We start from the raw sequence: 19,924 nt of genomic DNA on the forward strand, positions 1-19,924 counted from the left end.
AGCTTTTTGCGTGAGGCCCGAGTTAGCGCGTCGCGGCCAGGCTTTCAAGGAAACTTTCCAGCACCAAATGAGGGCGCCGGCCTTTGCGCGTGACCGATGCCAGGCTCAAATCGTAAAAACGTGTAGCCGGTTTCAGCGCGCGCAGTCGGCCTTGTTGCACCCACAGGCTGGCGTAGTGATCGGGCAAGTAGCCGATATAGCGGCCAGTGAGGATCAGGAACGCCATGCCTTCACGGTCCGAAGCGCTGGCCGTGCAGTTGAGCGCCTGGTAGTGGGCCTGGATCTCTGCGGGGAGGCGAAAGGTAGGGGCGATGGCGTCCTGGCTGTCGATGCGCTCGTCATCGAGTTGTTTGTTGTCGGCATAAAACAGCGGGTGCCCGACCGCGCAATAAAGCAGTGAGCGCTCGCTGTACAGCGGTTGGTATTCCAGACCCGACAGGGCGCTGGCCTGGGGCACCACGCCGACATGCAGACGGCCATCAAGTACACCTTGTTCCACTTCATTGGGGGCGATCATGCGGATCTGGATCTGCACGTCCGGGCCGCGTTCCTTCAATTGCGCCAGTGCGTGAGTGATGCGCATATGCGGCAGGGTGACGAGGTTATCGGTGAGGCCGATGATCAACTCGCCGCGCAAATGCTGGTGCAGGCCGTTGACCTCGGTGCGAAAGCTTTCCAGGGCGCTCAACAATTGCAGGGCTGATTGATAAACCTCGCGGCCTTCCTCCGTCAGGGAAAAACCGGCGCGGCCGCGTTGGCAAAGTCTGAGGCCGAGCCGCTGCTCCAGGTCGCTCATCTGCTGGCTGATGGCCGAGCGGCCGATGCCGAGCACGGTCTCTGCCGCCGAGAAGCCGCCGCATTCCACCACGCTGCGAAAGATGCGCAGCAAGCGAATGTCGAAGTCGCTGACTTGGGCCAAAGGGTCGGGACGACGGCTGCTCATAGTTTAGTGAAGTCCTGACTGAAGGTTAGAAGAGTTGGATTTCACCGACTTTATCCCCGTGGCAATTTAGCTGCAACCAAGCTTTTTCAATCCCGACGCTGCCTTTTGCCTTGCGAGGTTTTGCTGATGAACATGCCCGAAAACGCCCCATCGACCCTGGCCAGCCAACTCAAGCTGGATGCGCACTGGATGCCCTACACCGCCAACCGCAACTTCCAGCGCGACCCGCGCCTGATCGTGGCCGCTGAAGGCAGTTGGTTGACCGATGACAAGGGGCGCAAGGTTTATGATTCGTTGTCGGGCCTGTGGACTTGTGGCGCCGGGCATACGCGCAAGGAAATCCAGGAGGCGGTCGCCAAGCAATTGGGCACCTTGGACTACTCCCCAGGCTTCCAATACGGTCATCCGTTGTCCTTTCAGTTGGCGGAAAAGATCACCGACCTGACCCCAGGCAACCTGAATCATGTGTTCTTCACCGATTCGGGCTCTGAATGTGCCGATACGGCGGTGAAGATGGTGCGGGCCTACTGGCGCCTCAAAGGTCAGGCCACCAAGACCAAGATGATTGGTCGCGCCCGTGGTTACCACGGCGTGAACATCGCTGGTACCAGCCTGGGCGGTGTGAACGGTAACCGTAAGCTGTTTGGCCAGGCGATGATGGATGTCGACCACCTGCCTCACACCTTGCTGACCAGCAACGCCTTCTCCCGGGGCATGCCGGAGCAGGGCGGTATTGCCTTGGCCGATGAGTTGCTCAAGCTGATCGAGCTGCATGACGCGTCGAACATCGCAGCGGTGTTTGTCGAGCCGATGGCCGGTTCAGCTGGCGTATTGGTGCCACCGCAGGGTTATCTCAAGCGCCTGCGCGAAATATGCGACCAGCACAATATCCTTTTGGTGTTCGACGAAGTGATCACAGGCTTTGGCCGCACCGGCTCAATGTTCGGTGCCGACAGCTTCGGCGTGACCCCGGACCTGATGTGCATCGCCAAGCAAGTCACCAACGGCGCTATTCCGATGGGCGCGGTGATTGCCAGCAGCGAGATCTACCAGACCTTCATGAACCAGGCGACGCCGGAGTACGCGGTGGAATTTCCCCATGGTTACACCTACTCGGCGCACCCGGTGGCTTGCGCGGCGGGCTTGGCGGCATTGGACCTGTTGCAGAAAGAAAACCTGGTGCAGAGCGTAGCCGAAGTCGCACCGCACTTTGAGAATGCGCTGCACGGTTTGAAGGGCAGCAAGAATGTGATCGACATTCGCAACTACGGCCTGGCCGGTGCTATCCAGATTACCCCGCGTGATGGGGATGCCATCGTGCGTCCATTCGAGGCCGGCATGGCATTGTGGAAGGCCGGTTTCTATGTGCGTTTTGGCGGCGACACCCTGCAGTTCGGGCCAACCTTCAACAGCAAGCCGCAGGACCTGGACCGTCTGTTTGACGCGGTCGGCGAAGTGCTGAACAAGATCGACTGATTTCTCCTTCTATATAGAACAATTTTTCAGGAGCCCTGCATGAGCCTTATCCAGCATTTGATCAATGGTGAGCTGGTCAACGACAGCGGTCGTAGTGCCGACGTCTATAACCCGTCTACCGGCCAGGTGATTCACCAGGTGCCGTTGGCCAGTCGTGAAACCATTCAACAGGCGATTGACTCAGCCAAGGCGGCGTTTCCGGCCTGGCGCAATACGCCTCCGGCCAAGCGTGCCCAGGTGATGTTCCGTTTCAAGCAACTGCTGGAGCAGAACGAAGCACGGATCTCGCAGTTGATCAGCGAAGAACATGGCAAGACCCTGGAGGACGCGGCGGGTGAGCTCAAGCGTGGGATCGAGAACGTGGAGTACGCGTGCTCGGCACCGGAGATTCTCAAGGGTGAATACAGCCGCAACGTAGGGCCGAACATTGATGCATGGTCGGACTTCCAGCCGTTGGGCGTGGTGGCGGGTATCACCCCGTTCAACTTCCCGGCGATGGTGCCGCTGTGGATGTACCCGCTGGCGATTGTGTGCGGTAACTGTTTCATCCTCAAACCTTCGGAGCGTGATCCGAGTTCTACGTTGTTGATCGCGCAACTGTTGCAGGAGGCTGGGCTGCCTAAAGGCGTACTGAGTGTGGTGCACGGCGACAAAGGCGCGGTGGACGCATTGATTCAAGCGCCGGAAGTTAAAGCCTTGAGCTTTGTAGGCTCGACGCCGATTGCCGAATACATCTATAGCGAAGCGACCAAGCGCGGCAAGCGTGTGCAAGCGTTGGGCGGGGCGAAAAACCATGCGGTGCTGATGCCGGATGCAGACCTGGACAACGCCGTGAGTGCCTTGATGGGCGCGGCTTATGGTTCTTGCGGCGAGCGTTGCATGGCGATTTCGGTGGCGGTGTGCGTGGGCGACCAGGTGGCGGACGCGTTGATCGCCAAGCTGGTGCCGCAGGTCAAGGCGTTGAAGATCGGGGCGGGCACCACCTGTGGCCTGGATATGGGCCCGTTGGTGACGGGGCAGGCACGGGATAAGGTCAGTGGCTATATAGAAGAGGGTGTTTCGGCGGGTGCAGAGCTGGTCGTTGATGGTCGCGGCTTGAGCATTGCCGGGCATGAACAAGGATTTTTCCTTGGCGGCAGTCTGTTTGACCGTGTTACCCCCGAGATGCGTATCTATAAGGAAGAGATCTTTGGGCCAGTGCTGTGCGTGGTCCGGGTGGATAGCCTGGAAGCGGCGATGCAACTGATCAACGATCATGAATACGGCAACGGTACCTGCATCTTCACGCGTGACGGTGAAGCGGCGCGGCTGTTCTGTGATGAGATTGAGGTCGGCATGGTAGGGGTTAACGTACCGTTGCCGGTGCCGGTTGCGTATCACAGCTTTGGTGGCTGGAAGCGCTCTCTGTTTGGCGACTTGCACGCCTATGGGCCGGACGGGGTGCGTTTCTATACCCGTCGCAAGGCGATCACTCAGCGTTGGCCGCAACGGGCCAGTCATGAAGCGTCGCAGTTCGCCTTCCCTAGTCTGTAAGACTCGGTAAGCGAAAGCCGGCCCCCTTGAGGCCGGCTTTCGCGTTTCTAAGGCATTTTCGACCGATATGGCAGAAATGTGAAAAAGAAGGTTGACGGCAGATTCTGGAAGCCTATAATTCGCCCCACTTCCGGCGCAGTCGAAACGGAAAACTCCTTGTTAAACAATGAGTTACGCAGTTTTCGACAGCAAGTTGCTTCAGTTCATCGAAGCCAAAAGGAAGTTGAAAAAGAGGTGTTGACAGCAGCGTGTAACGCTGTAGAATTCGCCTCCCGCTTCGGAGAGATCTTAAGCGCAAGTGGTTGAAGTTGTTGAAGAAATCTTCGAAAGCTTCTGAAAATAATCACTTGACAGCAAATGAGGCTGCTGTAGAATGCGCGCCTCGGTTGAGACGAAAGATCTTAACCAACCGCTCTTTAACAACTGAATCAAGCAATTCGTGTGGGTGCTTGTGGAGTCAGACTGATAGTCAACAAGATTATCAGCATCACAAGTTACTCCGCGAGAAATCAAAGATGTAACCAACGATTGCTGAGCCAAGTTTAGGGTTTCTTAAAAACCCAAAGATGTTTGAACTGAAGAGTTTGATCATGGCTCAGATTGAACGCTGGCGGCAGGCCTAACACATGCAAGTCGAGCGGTAGAGAGAAGCTTGCTTCTCTTGAGAGCGGCGGACGGGTGAGTAATGCCTAGGAATCTGCCTGGTAGTGGGGGATAACGTTCGGAAACGGACGCTAATACCGCATACGTCCTACGGGAGAAAGCAGGGGACCTTCGGGCCTTGCGCTATCAGATGAGCCTAGGTCGGATTAGCTAGTTGGTGGGGTAATGGCTCACCAAGGCGACGATCCGTAACTGGTCTGAGAGGATGATCAGTCACACTGGAACTGAGACACGGTCCAGACTCCTACGGGAGGCAGCAGTGGGGAATATTGGACAATGGGCGAAAGCCTGATCCAGCCATGCCGCGTGTGTGAAGAAGGTCTTCGGATTGTAAAGCACTTTAAGTTGGGAGGAAGGGTTGTAGATTAATACTCTGCAATTTTGACGTTACCGACAGAATAAGCACCGGCTAACTCTGTGCCAGCAGCCGCGGTAATACAGAGGGTGCAAGCGTTAATCGGAATTACTGGGCGTAAAGCGCGCGTAGGTGGTTTGTTAAGTTGGATGTGAAATCCCCGGGCTCAACCTGGGAACTGCATTCAAAACTGACTGACTAGAGTATGGTAGAGGGTGGTGGAATTTCCTGTGTAGCGGTGAAATGCGTAGATATAGGAAGGAACACCAGTGGCGAAGGCGACCACCTGGACTAATACTGACACTGAGGTGCGAAAGCGTGGGGAGCAAACAGGATTAGATACCCTGGTAGTCCACGCCGTAAACGATGTCAACTAGCCGTTGGAAGCCTTGAGCTTTTAGTGGCGCAGCTAACGCATTAAGTTGACCGCCTGGGGAGTACGGCCGCAAGGTTAAAACTCAAATGAATTGACGGGGGCCCGCACAAGCGGTGGAGCATGTGGTTTAATTCGAAGCAACGCGAAGAACCTTACCAGGCCTTGACATCCAATGAACTTTCCAGAGATGGATTGGTGCCTTCGGGAACATTGAGACAGGTGCTGCATGGCTGTCGTCAGCTCGTGTCGTGAGATGTTGGGTTAAGTCCCGTAACGAGCGCAACCCTTGTCCTTAGTTACCAGCACGTAATGGTGGGCACTCTAAGGAGACTGCCGGTGACAAACCGGAGGAAGGTGGGGATGACGTCAAGTCATCATGGCCCTTACGGCCTGGGCTACACACGTGCTACAATGGTCGGTACAGAGGGTTGCCAAGCCGCGAGGTGGAGCTAATCCCACAAAACCGATCGTAGTCCGGATCGCAGTCTGCAACTCGACTGCGTGAAGTCGGAATCGCTAGTAATCGCGAATCAGAATGTCGCGGTGAATACGTTCCCGGGCCTTGTACACACCGCCCGTCACACCATGGGAGTGGGTTGCACCAGAAGTAGCTAGTCTAACCTTCGGGAGGACGGTTACCACGGTGTGATTCATGACTGGGGTGAAGTCGTAACAAGGTAGCCGTAGGGGAACCTGCGGCTGGATCACCTCCTTAATCGACGACATCAGCTGCTCCATAAGTTCCCACACGAATTGCTTGATTCATTGAAGAAGACGAAAGAAGCAGCCCGAAATTGGGTCTGTAGCTCAGTTGGTTAGAGCGCACCCCTGATAAGGGTGAGGTCGGCAGTTCGAATCTGCCCAGACCCACCAATTTTGTGTGGGAAACGCCTGTAGAAATACGGGGCCATAGCTCAGCTGGGAGAGCGCCTGCCTTGCACGCAGGAGGTCAACGGTTCGATCCCGTTTGGCTCCACCACTACTGCTTCTGTTTGTATAAAGCTTAGAAATGAGCATTCCATCGTTGTGATGGTGAATGTTGATTTCTAGTCTTTGACTAGTTCGTTCTTTAAAAATTTGGGTATGTGATAGAAAGATAGACTGAACGTTACTTTCACTGGTAACGGATCAGGCTAAGGTAAAATTTGTGAGTTCTCTTAATCGAGAAATTCGAATTTTCGGCGAATGTTGTCTTCACAGTATAACCAGATTGCTTGGGGTTATATGGTCAAGTGAAGAAGCGCATACGGTGGATGCCTTGGCAGTCAGAGGCGATGAAAGACGTGGTAGCCTGCGAAAAGCTTCGGGGAGTCGGCAAACAGACTTTGATCCGGAGATGTCTGAATGGGGGAACCCAGCCATCATAAGATGGTTATCTTGTACTGAATACATAGGTGCAAGAGGCGAACCAGGGGAACTGAAACATCTAAGTACCCTGAGGAAAAGAAATCAACCGAGATTCCCTTAGTAGTGGCGAGCGAACGGGGACTAGCCCTTAAGTGGCTTTGAGATTAGCGGAACGCTCTGGAAAGTGCGGCCATAGTGGGTGATAGCCCTGTACGCGAAAATCTCTTAGTCATGAAATCGAGTAGGACGGAGCACGAGAAACTTTGTCTGAATATGGGGGGACCATCCTCCAAGGCTAAATACTACTGACTGACCGATAGTGAACTAGTACCGTGAGGGAAAGGCGAAAAGAACCCCGGAGAGGGGAGTGAAATAGATCCTGAAACCGTATGCGTACAAGCAGTGGGAGCCCACTTTGTTGGGTGACTGCGTACCTTTTGTATAATGGGTCAGCGACTTATTTTCAGTGGCGAGCTTAACCGAATAGGGGAGGCGTAGCGAAAGCGAGTCTTAATAGGGCGTCTAGTCGCTGGGAATAGACCCGAAACCGGGCGATCTATCCATGGGCAGGTTGAAGGTTGGGTAACACTAACTGGAGGACCGAACCGACTACCGTTGAAAAGTTAGCGGATGACCTGTGGATCGGAGTGAAAGGCTAATCAAGCTCGGAGATAGCTGGTTCTCCTCGAAAGCTATTTAGGTAGCGCCTCATGTATCACTGTAGGGGGTAGAGCACTGTTTCGGCTAGGGGGTCATCCCGACTTACCAAACCGATGCAAACTCCGAATACCTACAAGTGCCGAGCATGGGAGACACACGGCGGGTGCTAACGTCCGTCGTGAAAAGGGAAACAACCCAGACCGTCAGCTAAGGTCCCAAAGTTATGGTTAAGTGGGAAACGATGTGGGAAGGCTTAGACAGCTAGGAGGTTGGCTTAGAAGCAGCCACCCTTTAAAGAAAGCGTAATAGCTCACTAGTCGAGTCGGCCTGCGCGGAAGATGTAACGGGGCTCAAACCATACACCGAAGCTACGGGTATCACGTAAGTGATGCGGTAGAGGAGCGTTCTGTAAGCCTGTGAAGGTGAGTTGAGAAGCTTGCTGGAGGTATCAGAAGTGCGAATGCTGACATGAGTAACGACAATGGGTGTGAAAAACACCCACGCCGAAAGACCAAGGTTTCCTGCGCAACGTTAATCGACGCAGGGTTAGTCGGTCCCTAAGGCGAGGCTGAAAAGCGTAGTCGATGGAAAACAGGTTAATATTCCTGTACTTCTGGTTATTGCGATGGAGGGACGGAGAAGGCTAGGCCAGCTTGGCGTTGGTTGTCCAAGTTTAAGGTGGTAGGCTGGAATCTTAGGTAAATCCGGGATTCTAAGGCCGAGAGCTGATGACGAGTTAACTTTTAGTTAACGAAGTGGTTGATGCCATGCTTCCAAGAAAAGCTTCTAAGCTTCAGGTAACCAGGAACCGTACCCCAAACCGACACAGGTGGTTGGGTAGAGAATACCAAGGCGCTTGAGAGAACTCGGGTGAAGGAACTAGGCAAAATGGCACCGTAACTTCGGGAGAAGGTGCGCCGGTGAGGGTGAAGGACTTGCTCCGTAAGCTCATGCCGGTCGAAGATACCAGGCCGCTGCGACTGTTTATTAAAAACACAGCACTCTGCAAACACGAAAGTGGACGTATAGGGTGTGACGCCTGCCCGGTGCCGGAAGGTTAATTGATGGGGTTAGCTAACGCGAAGCTCTTGATCGAAGCCCCGGTAAACGGCGGCCGTAACTATAACGGTCCTAAGGTAGCGAAATTCCTTGTCGGGTAAGTTCCGACCTGCACGAATGGCGTAACGATGGCGGCGCTGTCTCCACCCGAGACTCAGTGAAATTGAAATCGCTGTGAAGATGCAGTGTATCCGCGGCTAGACGGAAAGACCCCGTGAACCTTTACTATAGCTTTGCACTGGACTTTGAATTTGCTTGTGTAGGATAGGTGGGAGGCTTTGAAGCGTGGACGCCAGTCTGCGTGGAGCCAACCTTGAAATACCACCCTGGCAACTTTGAGGTTCTAACTCAGGTCCGTTATCCGGATCGAGGACAGTGTATGGTGGGTAGTTTGACTGGGGCGGTCTCCTCCTAAAGAGTAACGGAGGAGTACGAAGGTGCGCTCAGACCGGTCGGAAATCGGTCGTAGAGTATAAAGGCAAAAGCGCGCTTGACTGCGAGACAGACACGTCGAGCAGGTACGAAAGTAGGTCTTAGTGATCCGGTGGTTCTGTATGGAAGGGCCATCGCTCAACGGATAAAAGGTACTCCGGGGATAACAGGCTGATACCGCCCAAGAGTTCATATCGACGGCGGTGTTTGGCACCTCGATGTCGGCTCATCACATCCTGGGGCTGAAGCCGGTCCCAAGGGTATGGCTGTTCGCCATTTAAAGTGGTACGCGAGCTGGGTTTAGAACGTCGTGAGACAGTTCGGTCCCTATCTGCCGTGGACGTTTGAGATTTGAGAGGGGCTGCTCCTAGTACGAGAGGACCGGAGTGGACGAACCTCTGGTGTTCCGGTTGTCACGCCAGTGGCATTGCCGGGTAGCTATGTTCGGAATAGATAACCGCTGAAAGCATCTAAGCGGGAAACTAGCCTCAAGATGAGATCTCACTGGAACCTTGAGTTCCCTGAAGGGCCGTCGAAGACTACGACGTTGATAGGTTGGGTGTGTAAGCGCTGTGAGGCGTTGAGCTAACCAATACTAATTGCCCGTGAGGCTTGACCATATAACACCCAAGCAATTTGTTTCTCGAAAGAGCATCAGATTGCGGTGTGTGAAGACGAAGATGAACCGAAAGTTCGACGCTCACAAAACACCGAAAGCTGTCACATACCCAATTTGCTGAAGCGAGACCAACTGGTCGCGACTCAGTACCCGAATTTCTTGACGACCATAGAGCATTGGAACCACCTGATCCCATCCCGAACTCAGCAGTGAAACGATGCATCGCCGATGGTAGTGTGGGGTTTCCCCATGTGAGAGTAGGTCATCGTCAAGATTAAATTCCAGAACCCCTGTTTGCTAACGCAAACAGGGGTTTTGTTTTGGGCGGTCGAAAAGCGTCTGCCCTTGCCCGTACCGCTGGCGTCTCTCAATCGCCCGACAAAATTGCACAGTTATTTCCGAGCCAGAGCACTAGAATAGCCGCCTAACTATTTTTAGAGTCAGAGCCCTATCTATGCCCGATCTGGTTGATGCCGTTGAGGTATCGGATTTACCACTGGACGAGCTGGTGGCATGCCATGAGTGCGATTTGCTGATGCGCAAACCAACGCTCGCCCTTGGCGAAAAGGCCCAGTGCCCACGCTGTGGCTACGAGTTGTACGCTCACCGCCACAATGTGGTCGAGCGGAGCCTTGCTTTAGTACTTGCGGCCCTGCTGCTTTACATCCCGGCGAACTTTTTGCCCATCATGCAGCTCAATCTACTCGGGCAGTCCTCGGAGGACACCGTATGGAGCGGCGTTGTTGGCTTATTCGATACCGGTATGCAAGGCGTTGCTGCCGTTGTGTTCTTGTGCAGCATGGGGATCCCCTTGCTCAAGCTGCTCTGCCAATTGGCAGTGTTGCTCAGCATCCGCTGGAACATCGGTCGCAGTTACGGGCTGTTGTTGTACCGCATCTACCACCATATGAAGGATTGGGGGATGCTGGAGGTCTACTTGATGGGCGTATTGGTGGCGATCGTAAAGCTCGCCGACATGGCCTCCATCACGATCGGCCTGGGTCTGGTCTGCTTCGTCAGTTTATTAATGGTTCAAGTTCTGCTTGAGGTGGTCATGTCGCCCCATCAGATCTGGCAAGCACTGTCAGGAGAGGATGACCATGCGGGCGATTGATGCAGGCATTCTGATTTGTACCGAATGCCATGAATTGAACAAGCAGGAAGCGGATACCGAAGAGCAACTCTGTAACCGTTGCGGCGCGTTGATCCATGCGCGTCGCCCCAATAGCCTCACCCGTACCTGGGCATTGCTGATCACCGCAGCGATCTTGTATATCCCCGCCAACCTGTTACCCATCATGACCGTCAACTCCCTCGGCCAAGGTGACCCGAGTACCATCATGGCGGGTGTGATCCAACTGGTGCAGCACGGCATGTTTCCTATCGCCGCCGTGGTGTTCATCGCCAGTATCCTGGTGCCGACATTCAAGTTGGTAGGCATCGGCCTGTTGCTGTTTTCGGTGCAGCGTCACCAACCGCTGTCTGCGCAACAACGCATTGTGATGTACCGTTTTATCGAATTCATTGGCCGCTGGTCCATGCTGGATATCTTCGTGATCGCCATCCTGGTGGCGGTCGTTAACTTTGGGCGACTTGCCAGTGTCGAGGCCAATCTCGGCGCTGCAGCGTTCGCCAGTGTGGTGATCTTGACGATGCTTGCCGCAGTAACTTTCGATCCCCGACTGATTTGGGATAACACGGAGTCGGACGACGACCATGAGTGATTTGCCTAAAGCTAAAACCCGCCCGGCCTCCAATTGGTCGGCTATTTGGGTGTTGCCCCTGATTGCCCTGATCATCGGTGGCTGGCTGGGGTGGCGCGCCTACTCCCAGCAAGGTCTTGAGATTCAGGTTCGCTTTGAGAGCGGCGAGGGTATTCAAGTCAACAAGACTGAAGTCGTCTACAAAGGCATGACCGTCGGCAAGGTCAAGACCCTGGCCCTGGATGACGAAGGCAGTAATCGCGGGGTGATCGCCACCATCGAGATGAACAAGGATGTAGAGCAGTATCTGAGGACCAACACCCGCTTCTGGTTGGTCAAGCCCAGCGTCAGCCTCGCCGGCATCACGGGCCTGGAGACCCTGGTTTCGGGTAACTACATCGCCGCCAGCCCGGGCGATGGTGAGCCCACGCGCAAGTTCAAGGCGCTGTCTGAAGAACCACCGTTATCCGACGCCAAGCCGGGCCTGCACCTGACGCTCAAGGCCGACCGCCTGGGCTCGCTGAACCGTGGCAGCCCGGTGTTCTACAAGCAGATTCAGGTCGGCCAGGTCAAAAGCTATCTGTTGTCCGAAGACCAGAGCATCGTCGAGATCAAGGTTTATATCGAGCCGACCTACGCCAGCCTGGTGCGCAAGCACACGCGTTTCTGGAACGCCAGCGGCATCAGCATCGACGCCAACCTCTCCGGGGTGAAGGTGCGCAGCGAATCGCTTTCAAGCATCGTGGCCGGTGGTATCGCCTTCGCCACGCCGGAGAATCGCCAAGACAGCCCACCCACCGACCCGAGCCTGCCTTTTCGCCTGTACGAGGACTTCGATGCCGCCGCAGCCGGCATCAAGGTCAAGGTCAAACTCACCGATTTCGAAGGCCTCCAGGCCGGGCGTACCCCGGTCATGTACAAAGGCATCCAGGTTGGTAGCCTGAAAACCCTGAAGATCGACCCGGACCTGTCCAGCGCCAGCGCCGAGTTGACCCTTGATCCTTTGGCCGAAGACTACCTGGTCCAGGACACGCAATTCTGGGTGGTCAAGCCGTCCATCTCCCTGGCAGGCATCACCGGCCTGGAAGCACTGGTCAAAGGTAACTACATCGCGATCCGCCCGGGTGACAAAGGCACCCCGCCACAACGTGAGTATGTGGCCCGCGCCAAGGCGCCGCCGTTGGACCTGCGCTCCCCCGGCCTGCACATGGTGCTGCTCACCGACAACCTGGGCTCGCTGGATGTCGGCAGCCCGATTCTGTACAAACAGGTCAAGGTGGGTTCGGTGCAGAGCTACCAGTTTTCACGCAAGAAGAAGCAACTCGTGATCGGCGTTCATATCGAGAAAGAGTATGAAGGCCTGGTCAACGGCTCGACACGTTTCTGGAACGCCAGCGGTGTCACTCTCACTGGTGGGCTCACCGGTGGCATCCAGGTCAAAAGCGAATCCCTGGCCAGCCTGATGGCCGGCGGTATCGCCTTCGAAACACCGGAGCCCAACGTTCCCCTGAAGCACCGTATCCCGCGCTTCCGTTTGTTCGCCGACCGTGACGCCGCGAATCAGCATGGCACCCTGGTGACGATCAAGGTCGATCGTGCCGACGGCCTGCGCCCCGGTACAGCCGTACGCTTCAAAGGTCTGGATGTTGGCAAGGTCGAGAGCGTCGACCTCAGCGCCGACATGCAGTCTGTATTGCTGCGCGCCCGTATCACTCAGGTAGCTGATCGTATCGCCCGCGCAGGCAGCCAGTTCTGGGTGGTCAAGCCGGAGCTGGGCCTGATGAAGACCTCCAATCTTGAAACCCTGGTCACCGGGCAATACATCGAGGTGCAGCCGGCGGTGAAAAATGCCGGGCCGCAAAAAAACTTTGTTGCACTGGATCAGCCACCGGAGGCTGTCCATCAGGAGCAAGGCCTGAGCCTGACACTCAGCGCCGCTCGCCGTGGTTCGCTCAAAGAAGGCGTGCCGGTCACTTACCGTGAAGTCACCGTGGGCAAGGTCATCGGCTATGAGCTGGGCCAGACCGCCGACCGTGTGCTGGTGCATATCCTGATCGAGCCCAAGTACGCCCCCCTGGTACGCAGTGGCAGTCGCTTCTGGAACACCAGCGGCTTCGGTCTCGACTTTGGCCTGTTCAAGGGCGCGACGGTGCGCACCGAGTCCCTGGAGACTTTGGTGGCCGGCGGTATCGCCTTTGCCACGCCAGATGGCGAGCGCATGGGCAACCCGGCACGGCCACAGCAGACCTTCCCGTTGTTCGATAAGTTTGAAGATGAGTGGCTGACCTGGGCGCCCAAGATTCCACTCGGTAAATAAACCGATGCGCGGCCTTCGCGAGCAAGCCCGGCTCCCACAGGGATATGCATTTTCGGCAAGTATGCATTCTAACTATGGGAGCCGGGCTTGCCCGCGATGAGGCCCACAAACACACCGCAAATCCCAAGCCGAAAAAAAGGCCGTGATCCAAAAGATCGCGGCCTTTTTGCATGTCAGCGCAACGCGTCAGACCTCATCCAGCTCCGGCTCATCGGCTTGCACATTCATCGTCGCCTTCACCACATCATGGCGACGGATGTATTTCCAGTCCGCCTCATCAATGTAGATTCCGTTCGGCCCGCTGCCGCCTTCCAGGTCGATCGCCACCTGGGCGGAAACCTGCGGCTTCACGCTGGCCAGGATCGGCACGAAGCCCAGTTGCAAGCTGGTTTCCAGCAAGGCAGCCTGGTTCTTCTCATCGATGTCTGCCGCTTCATCGAGGTAATACGGCAAACGCACACGGCCGGCCTGGTCGCGGTCCATCAAGTGCAGCAACAGATACATGTTGGTCAGCGCCTTGATGGTCATGGTGGTGCCGTTGGACGCGGCGCCATCGATGTCGGTATGAATCACCGGCTGACCGTGCACCTTGGTGATCTCGAACGCCAGTTCGAACAAGTCCTTGAGGCCCAGCTGGTTATGGTTGGCCGCAACGAGGCGCGCCAGGTATTCCTTGGCCTCTTCGTTCTTGTTGTCCTGCTCGGCGCTCTGGCTGAGGTCGAACACCGACAGCGTTTCGCCTTCTTCATACTGGCCAGCACTGTGGATGATCTGGTCGATATGCTTGAGGGCTTCCTTGTTCGGCGCCAGCACGATGCGAAAGCTCTGCAGGTTGGAGACCTGGCGTTTGTTGATCTCGCGGTTGAACAGCGCCAACTGGTGTTCAAGGCTGTCGTAATCGCTACGGATATTGCGCAGGGTACGGGCGATATCGGTCACCGCTGCTCGGCGTGCCTTGCCCAGCGTCAACGCTTCGTCGGTGCGGTGCGCATAGGCGTTGATCAGCAGCTGCAGGCGACGCTCCATGTCATCTTCGCTGTCGAACTTGGCCACACCCTTGAGGCGCACCTGGGCGTACAAGGCTTCGATCTGGCCGTCGGCGCGCAGCAAGCCCTGCCAGCTATCCTGGTAGTCATTGAGCAGTGGCAGCAAGTTGTCCATGGAGTCGTCGACCGGGTCCATGAACGGCGTGCCGAACGGCAGGTCCGCCGGCAACAGCTGACGACGACGCAACGCATCATCCAGCGTGCGTTGCTTGGCTTCCATATCGCCGATCTGGCGGCCGACCAGTTGCAGCTTGGCCGACAATTGCTGGACGCGCTCGGTAAAGGCATCGCTGGAGCGCTTCAGCTCATCCTGGGCGGCTTCCATTTGCGCCAGGTTTTCCAGCTTCTCGCCTTCTTCTGCACTCAGGGTCTGGGTGCGGCGGAAATCTTCCAATGCCTTCTGAGCATCCAGCACCTGCTGATACAGCGCTTCGGTCTGGGTCTTGCTCGCCGCGCGGTCGGACGCTACGGCCTGCTGGGTTTTGAGTTGCTTGAGTTCTTTTTCCAGGCGCTCCTTCTGGTCGCGCAAGGCGGCGCGGTCGGCCAGGGCCTGCAACGCAGGCGGCTCGATGTGCGAGATGTCGATGGACAGCCCCGGCACTTCAAAGCGCTCGCCCTTGAAGCCATCGAGGATCTGCTCCAGGGATTTGACCCACTGGCCGTCCTCGTCCAGCGTGATGCCGTGCTCACCCAGAGGCAGGCTGAACAACGAGCTGTTGAACAGGCGCATCAGACGTTCGACATCCTGTTGCGAGAACTCCTCGCGCAGCTTGGCATAGCTGTTGTTGTCGGCGTGATCGAGTTGCTGCCTGACCGACTTCAAGCGCTTTTCCAGGTCGCGCAGACGCTCGTCCAGGTCCTCGGCGCTGAACTGTCGCGACTGCGCCAATGCGCCCGCCAGTTCATCGTGGGCGTCTTTGGCGGCGAGCAACTGTTGCTCCAGCACCTTGACGTCATCCACCAGGGCAAAGCGATGCTTGAGTACCGACAGCTCGCCCAGCCAACGCTGGATACCGCTGATCTCCCGCTCCAGACGCATCAGTTCCTGAGTACCGCCACGCTGGTCGTTCTGCAGCGCGTCCTGCTCGTTGCGGTAGTGCTCGGCCTGGATGGTCAGCTCTTCCTTGCGTGCACTGGCGTATTCCGACCAGGTGCCCAGCAACGAATCCAGCAGCGGTGACAGGCGGTGCAGTTTGCCGCGCAAGGCGTCGCGTTGTTTTACGCCATTGGCCAAGGCTTCAACCAACGGCCCGGCGGCGACCAGGGAGTTGTAGTCCTGCTCCATGCGTCGTACATCACGGAAGGCTTCTTCGCACGCAGCGATGTAGTCGACACTGCCTGAACGCAAGCTGTGTTCGAACGCGTCGAGGAACAGTTGCTTGAGCTTGGCCGCGGTGATTTCGCGCATGTGCAGCAGGTTGATAAACAACGCACGGAACGTCTTCAAGCTCTGTTCGCTGGTGGAGCGCAGCGGGATCAGGGTCAGGTCCAGCGGGATCGACGTATGGCCGCCCACCAGCAAGCGCCGCAGTTCATCAGGCTTGAGTTCGTAGGCTTTGAGGCCCTCGCGCTCAAGGTTGGTAAACAGCTCTTTCTGACGCAGGCAGGTGTCGTTTTTCTGGTAATGAGCCAGGTCCAGCTTGCCCGCATAGGCAAAGAACTGGTGGCCGAAACCACCGCCCGGCCCGCGTCCGACCACGCCGATGACGTGCGGGCCGTGGGGCAGGGAGACTTCTACCAGGATGTAGCTGGTGTCGGTGGCAAAGTAGAAGCGCCGCGATTGTTCCAGCGTGTACTTGCCGAAACTCATGTCCGACATGCGCGCCAGGATCGGGAACTGCAAGGCGTTGATGGATGCGGATTTACCCAGGTTGTTCGCGCCATACACCGACAGCGGCTCTTCCAGCGGGAACAAGCCCAGGCTGTAACCGGCGGTGTTCAATAGGGCGAAGCGGCGGATGCCGTAACGTTCCTTACTCATACGTCGGTTTCCTGTTCTTCGGCAATGGCTCGGGCCAGGGCGTCTTCTTCGCTTTCCTCATCGAAGGCGCTAAGGTCCAGCGGGTCATCGGTCTTCAGCAGTTTTTCATCGCTGTCTTCGTCGATGATCACTGGCACCGGCAGCGGCAATACGCTGTGCACGCTGGCGGCGAGGTCGCGGTCCTGCTGCACCGACAGGCACACGTCGAGGAAACGGTGCATTGGTGGCAGGAAGCGGTAGATACCGTTGTCTTCGCTGGCAAAACCGAGTTGGGTCATGCGACGCATGATTTTTTCTTCGAGCTCTTCCTGGGTCTGCACTTCGGCCTGGATAAACAGGTCGCGGTACTTCTCCAGCAACGAAGGCAATTCGTCGCGCCCCAGGCTGCCGCCGTCGAGCACGGCAACCGGGTCGCGGCCCTGGTCGGCCAGGTGCTCGACGATAATGAAGGTAAACAAGGCCAGGCGCTGGGCGGTCTTGTTGACCTGCGCGGCAGCCACGGCGGTGTCCGGGACGAAGTAGTAGAAACCGCGGGTATCGCATACCAGCTCAAAGCCCAAGGCCTTGAACAGCGTGCGGTACTGGTCCTGGAAGTTCGACAGCTGCGCGTACAGCTCCGGGTCGCGGCGGCTGACGTGGTAACCCTTGAACAGCTCGCGAAAAATCGGCGCCAGCTGGGACAGTTCGGATAGATCAAGATGCATAAGGGGTGCTCGCAGAATTCTCGGTGGCGTCAACGCCGGCCGGGAGCAGGGCGAAGGAGCGCAGGCTGACCTGATGCTCGTGGGTGTGGTAATCGCGACGTTCCAGGCGCTCGCGCTTGAAGCGTTTTTCCCGGGACAGGCGTGAGAACCAGTACAGCAATTCGTCGGTGGCGCCGTCCGGCTCCTGCTCCAGCAGCCAGGTCATCAGGTCCGGCATCGGCAGGGCGTCTTCGCAACGTTCGAGCATTTCCTTGACCGTACGCGGGGCGCGCGGGGCCTCGCCCTTGTGGGATTTGTGCGCCTTGGGGAATCGCGCCGGTTTCGGCTCGAAATTGGCCAGGGCATACACATAAGCCTCGACCTGGCTGGCGCTGCCCAGGAAGGTGCTTTGCGGTCGGGTGAACATCGGCATCGCCGCTTGCGGCACCGCGTCCAGGCCTTTACGGCGAATCGCCGACAAGGCCAGCGCAGCGCCGCGAGTCACTGCGTTATGCCGGCGTGCTTCTTCGCGCAGCGGCAACAGCAGCTCGCGCGCATGGCGCAAGGTCAGCTGGGCGCTGGTCTGCATTTCGAGGATGCGCGCGTGGGTGCGCAGCAGCATGTCGTCGTCCACCAGGTGGCCAAGACGCTGTTGCTCGGTGAGCATGCGCAGCAGCACGTTTTCCACCTTGCGCACGCCTTGCTCGAAGGCGCCGTCAGCGTTCACCAACTGGATCATCGGCTCGACGTATTCGTCCCAGGTTGCCAACACCTCGGCGTAGCGCTGGCGCAACGGGATCTGGCGGTCGCTGGTCTTGGCGCGATCGGCCACGGCGGCGAGGGCCTGTTCGTCGTTGGCAAGCTTTTTCAGCACGTCGCGCACGCGCATATCCAGCAAGCGTAGTTGCCGGGCCAGGTCATGGCCGTCGCGGATGTCGAAGGCGTCCTGGATATAACCGGCCAGACGCTCGAGGTGGCGCAGGTAGGCTTCGATTTCCAGGCACAGGCCAAGCCGGTGCTCCTTGCGAAGATAAGCGAGGAAGTCGTGGATCTGCGCGTTGAGCTCGAAACGGTTCGGGCTCTTGGCGACAGGTACCAGGATATCCAGGCGAATCCACACGTCCAGCAGGCTGGTGATGTCCTGGGGCGTGCTGTCCAGTTGTTGGGCGGCCAATTGTGCGCGCAGCTCGCTCAGGCTCAGGGTGCCTTGGTCGAAGTGTTCGCACAGAGGCTCAAGTAAGGCCCAGTGTTCGGCGAGGGCGCGCAGGACGCGCTTGGGTTCGATCATGGGAATGGCCGGCTGGTTGGCGATTAAAAGTCGCGATTGTACTGCATCAGACGCGGGATTTATCCACAGCCGGTCAGTGCGCAGTGGGCGATTGTTGCCGAACAGCGGTAGAATCCCCGCTCTTTACTTATCCACAAGTGGCCGAGCTGTGCTTATCGAGTCCCGACGTCGCGCTTACTTGACCGCCATGCAGGTGGTCAACTGGCTGCCCCGCACCGAACTGCCGTTTGCCGCGCCATCTCGGGCCGAGTTGTTGCAGGCGCTTGAGCCCTATGAGGCGTTCGAGTCGTCAGGGGAAGAGGCGGCCGCGCCTGTGGCGGTGGTCAAGCCCCCAGTCGAAACACGCCCGGCGGTCGAACGGGCAAAGATCGAAGTGCCACGCCCTGCGCCGGTGACCAAGGCTGCCAAGGTGGTGGAGGAGGCTGCGCCGGTGGTCAAGGCACCGGTAGTGCCGCCGCCCCGCTTTGCCCTGCAATTGCTGCGGGCCGGGCGTTGCCTGTTGCTGGTGGAGCTGCCCACCGGCGAGCGCTTCCAGTCGCGCGACCCGGCCTACCTGCTGCTCAAGGACATGCTGCGCGCCGCCGGCCTGCCCGACAGCCCGCAAATCATCGGTGAGCCGGTGCGCTGGCCGCTGCTGGTACGCGGCACCATGGATCAGGGCCCGGAAGCTGCGCGGGATTTTGTCCAGGGCTTTGTCTCGGCGCGTCTGGAAGACGAACCCTGCGTGTGCCTGTGGCTGATCGGCTTGCCTGCCGTGCGGTTTGCCGGTGAAGCCAATGCCGAGGCCTGGTACCGCGAACTTCAGGTCGACAGCCTGGGTTCGGTATGGGCCCTGCCGGGTCTGGAATTATTAATGGAAGAGCCACAGCGTAAGGCTGATGTCTGGCAAGCCATGCGCCGGCTGATGGCGCGCTGGAAAACAACTGATGAGTGAGGCTTTATCCTTCCGCCCGATGACCGAGGCCGACCTCGACGCGGTGCTGAAAATCGAATACGCAGCGTTCAGCCATCCCTGGACGCGAGGGATCTTTCTCGACGGGCTGGGCAAGTACCAGATCTGGCTGATGTTCGAAGGCGAGCAGCAAGTGGGCCATGGGGTGGTGCAGATCATTCTCGATGAAGCGCATTTGCTGAACATTACCGTCAAGCCGGAAAACCAGGGGCGCGGATTGGGTCTGGCGCTGCTGGAGCACCTGATGTCTCGTGCCTACGCGGCCAGCGCGCGGGAATGCTTCCTGGAAGTGCGGGACAGCAATACCGGGGCGTTTCGGTTATATGAGCGCTATGGCTTCAATGAGATTGGCCGTCGCCGGGATTATTACCCGGCTGTGGGTGGCCGCGAAGATGCAGTCGTGATGGCCTGCACCCTGGTCGACTGAACACACAGACCAATGTGGGAGGGGGCTTGCTCCCGATAGCGATGGGGCAGTGACTTATTAAGTG

Annotated in this window: 11 protein-coding genes, 2 tRNA genes and 3 rRNA genes; 12 read left to right on the plus strand and 4 right to left on the minus strand. The window is 57.5% G+C overall.

The window, feature by feature from the left end; all coding sequences use genetic code 11:
- Positions 1 to 22 precede the first annotated feature (22 nt).
- Complete coding sequence (locus tag IH404_RS04210) at positions 23 to 943, minus strand: LysR family transcriptional regulator (protein ID WP_003188270.1); 921 nt, start codon at positions 941 to 943, stop codon at positions 23 to 25.
- 126 nt (positions 944 to 1,069) lie between these two features.
- On the opposite strand from IH404_RS04210, the gene IH404_RS04215 reads away from it, so the two are divergent.
- The 10 genes from IH404_RS04215 (at position 1,070) to IH404_RS04260 (ending at position 13,483) form a co-directional block, all read left to right on the plus strand.
- Positions 1,070 to 2,419 (plus strand): aspartate aminotransferase family protein, encoded by a 1,350-nt coding sequence (locus tag IH404_RS04215; RefSeq protein WP_005784493.1) that lies wholly within the window; start codon positions 1,070 to 1,072, stop codon positions 2,417 to 2,419.
- A 39-nt stretch (positions 2,420 to 2,458) separates the two neighbouring features.
- Positions 2,459 to 3,952 (plus strand): CoA-acylating methylmalonate-semialdehyde dehydrogenase, encoded by a 1,494-nt coding sequence (locus IH404_RS04220; RefSeq protein WP_194440001.1) that lies wholly within the window; start codon positions 2,459 to 2,461, stop codon positions 3,950 to 3,952.
- 572 nt (positions 3,953 to 4,524) lie between these two features.
- Positions 4,525 to 6,061: ribosomal RNA gene (locus IH404_RS04225) — 16S ribosomal RNA — on the plus strand.
- 81 nt (positions 6,062 to 6,142) lie between these two features.
- Positions 6,143 to 6,219: transfer RNA gene (locus IH404_RS04230), tRNA-Ile, on the plus strand.
- A 30-nt stretch (positions 6,220 to 6,249) separates the two neighbouring features.
- Positions 6,250 to 6,325 (plus strand) — tRNA-Ala (locus IH404_RS04235).
- Between the two features lie 247 nt (positions 6,326 to 6,572).
- A 23S ribosomal RNA gene (locus tag IH404_RS04240) occupies positions 6,573 to 9,464 on the plus strand.
- 157 nt (positions 9,465 to 9,621) lie between these two features.
- Positions 9,622 to 9,737, plus strand: a 5S ribosomal RNA gene (gene rrf, locus IH404_RS04245).
- Together the 16S, 23S and 5S rRNA genes with 2 tRNA genes alongside form the textbook arrangement of a ribosomal RNA operon.
- Before the next feature lie 180 nt (positions 9,738 to 9,917).
- A complete protein-coding gene (locus tag IH404_RS04250; protein WP_005784496.1) occupies positions 9,918 to 10,577 on the plus strand; it encodes a paraquat-inducible protein A in 660 nt (219 codons plus the stop codon).
- Positions 10,564 to 11,187, plus strand: coding sequence for a paraquat-inducible protein A (locus IH404_RS04255; protein ID WP_194440002.1), 624 nt, complete (start codon positions 10,564 to 10,566; stop codon positions 11,185 to 11,187). Before IH404_RS04250 ends, IH404_RS04255 begins: the two co-directional genes overlap by 14 nt.
- Positions 11,180 to 13,483, plus strand: coding sequence for an MlaD family protein (locus IH404_RS04260; RefSeq protein ID WP_194440003.1), 2,304 nt, complete (start codon positions 11,180 to 11,182; stop codon positions 13,481 to 13,483). Before IH404_RS04255 ends, IH404_RS04260 begins: the two co-directional genes overlap by 8 nt.
- Before the next feature lie 186 nt (positions 13,484 to 13,669).
- Here IH404_RS04260 and mksF read toward each other — a convergent pair whose 3' ends face one another.
- From mksF to mksB, 3 genes are read right to left on the minus strand one after another with little or no spacing between them, the layout of a single operon-like run.
- The gene (mksF, locus tag IH404_RS04265) at positions 13,670 to 16,510 is read right to left on the minus strand and encodes an Mks condensin complex protein MksF (protein ID WP_194440004.1); all 2,841 of its coding nucleotides are present in this window, start codon (positions 16,508 to 16,510) and stop codon (positions 13,670 to 13,672) included.
- A complete protein-coding gene (gene mksE, locus IH404_RS04270) occupies positions 16,507 to 17,214 on the minus strand; it encodes an Mks condensin complex protein MksE (protein ID WP_005784505.1) in 708 nt (235 codons plus the stop codon). The genes mksF and mksE overlap by 4 nt, the downstream gene beginning before the upstream one ends.
- Positions 17,204 to 18,481, minus strand: a complete 1,278-nt coding sequence (gene mksB, locus IH404_RS04275) for an Mks condensin complex protein MksB (RefSeq protein WP_005784507.1) — start codon at positions 18,479 to 18,481, stop codon at positions 17,204 to 17,206. Before mksB ends, mksE begins: the two co-directional genes overlap by 11 nt.
- Positions 18,482 to 18,668: 187 nt before the next feature.
- Between mksB and IH404_RS04280 the strand changes: the two genes are divergently transcribed.
- Both IH404_RS04280 and rimI read left to right on the plus strand, forming a co-directional pair.
- Positions 18,669 to 19,415 (plus strand): energy transducer TonB, encoded by a 747-nt coding sequence (locus IH404_RS04280; RefSeq protein ID WP_194440644.1) that lies wholly within the window; start codon positions 18,669 to 18,671, stop codon positions 19,413 to 19,415.
- A complete protein-coding gene (gene rimI / locus IH404_RS04285) occupies positions 19,408 to 19,860 on the plus strand; it encodes a ribosomal protein S18-alanine N-acetyltransferase (protein WP_005784514.1) in 453 nt (150 codons plus the stop codon). The genes IH404_RS04280 and rimI overlap by 8 nt, the downstream gene beginning before the upstream one ends.
- Positions 19,861 to 19,924 lie beyond the last annotated feature (64 nt).

Source organism: Pseudomonas sp. OST1909 (assembly GCF_015277575.1).
Taxonomy (GTDB): Bacteria; Pseudomonadota; Gammaproteobacteria; order Pseudomonadales; family Pseudomonadaceae; genus Aquipseudomonas; species Aquipseudomonas synxantha_A.

What these genes read in the sequence shown, in the direction of transcription:
- IH404_RS04210 (WP_003188270.1), bottom strand. Translation starts at nt 943, where the DNA reads ATGAGCAGCCGTCGTCCCGACCCTTTGGCCCAAGTCAGCGACTTCGAC.
- IH404_RS04215 (WP_005784493.1), top strand. Translation starts at nt 1,070, where the DNA reads ATGAACATGCCCGAAAACGCCCCATCGACCCTGGCCAGCCAACTCAAG.
- IH404_RS04220 (WP_194440001.1), top strand. Translation starts at nt 2,459, where the DNA reads ATGAGCCTTATCCAGCATTTGATCAATGGTGAGCTGGTCAACGACAGC.
- IH404_RS04250 (WP_005784496.1), top strand. Translation starts at nt 9,918, where the DNA reads ATGCCCGATCTGGTTGATGCCGTTGAGGTATCGGATTTACCACTGGAC.
- IH404_RS04255 (WP_194440002.1), top strand. Translation starts at nt 10,564, where the DNA reads ATGCGGGCGATTGATGCAGGCATTCTGATTTGTACCGAATGCCATGAA.
- IH404_RS04260 (WP_194440003.1), top strand. Translation starts at nt 11,180, where the DNA reads ATGAGTGATTTGCCTAAAGCTAAAACCCGCCCGGCCTCCAATTGGTCG.
- mksF (WP_194440004.1), bottom strand. Translation starts at nt 16,510, where the DNA reads ATGAGTAAGGAACGTTACGGCATCCGCCGCTTCGCCCTATTGAACACC.
- mksE (WP_005784505.1), bottom strand. Translation starts at nt 17,214, where the DNA reads ATGCATCTTGATCTATCCGAACTGTCCCAGCTGGCGCCGATTTTTCGC.
- mksB (WP_005784507.1), bottom strand. Translation starts at nt 18,481, where the DNA reads ATGATCGAACCCAAGCGCGTCCTGCGCGCCCTCGCCGAACACTGGGCC.
- IH404_RS04280 (WP_194440644.1), top strand. Translation starts at nt 18,669, where the DNA reads ATGCAGGTGGTCAACTGGCTGCCCCGCACCGAACTGCCGTTTGCCGCG.
- rimI (WP_005784514.1), top strand. Translation starts at nt 19,408, where the DNA reads ATGAGTGAGGCTTTATCCTTCCGCCCGATGACCGAGGCCGACCTCGAC.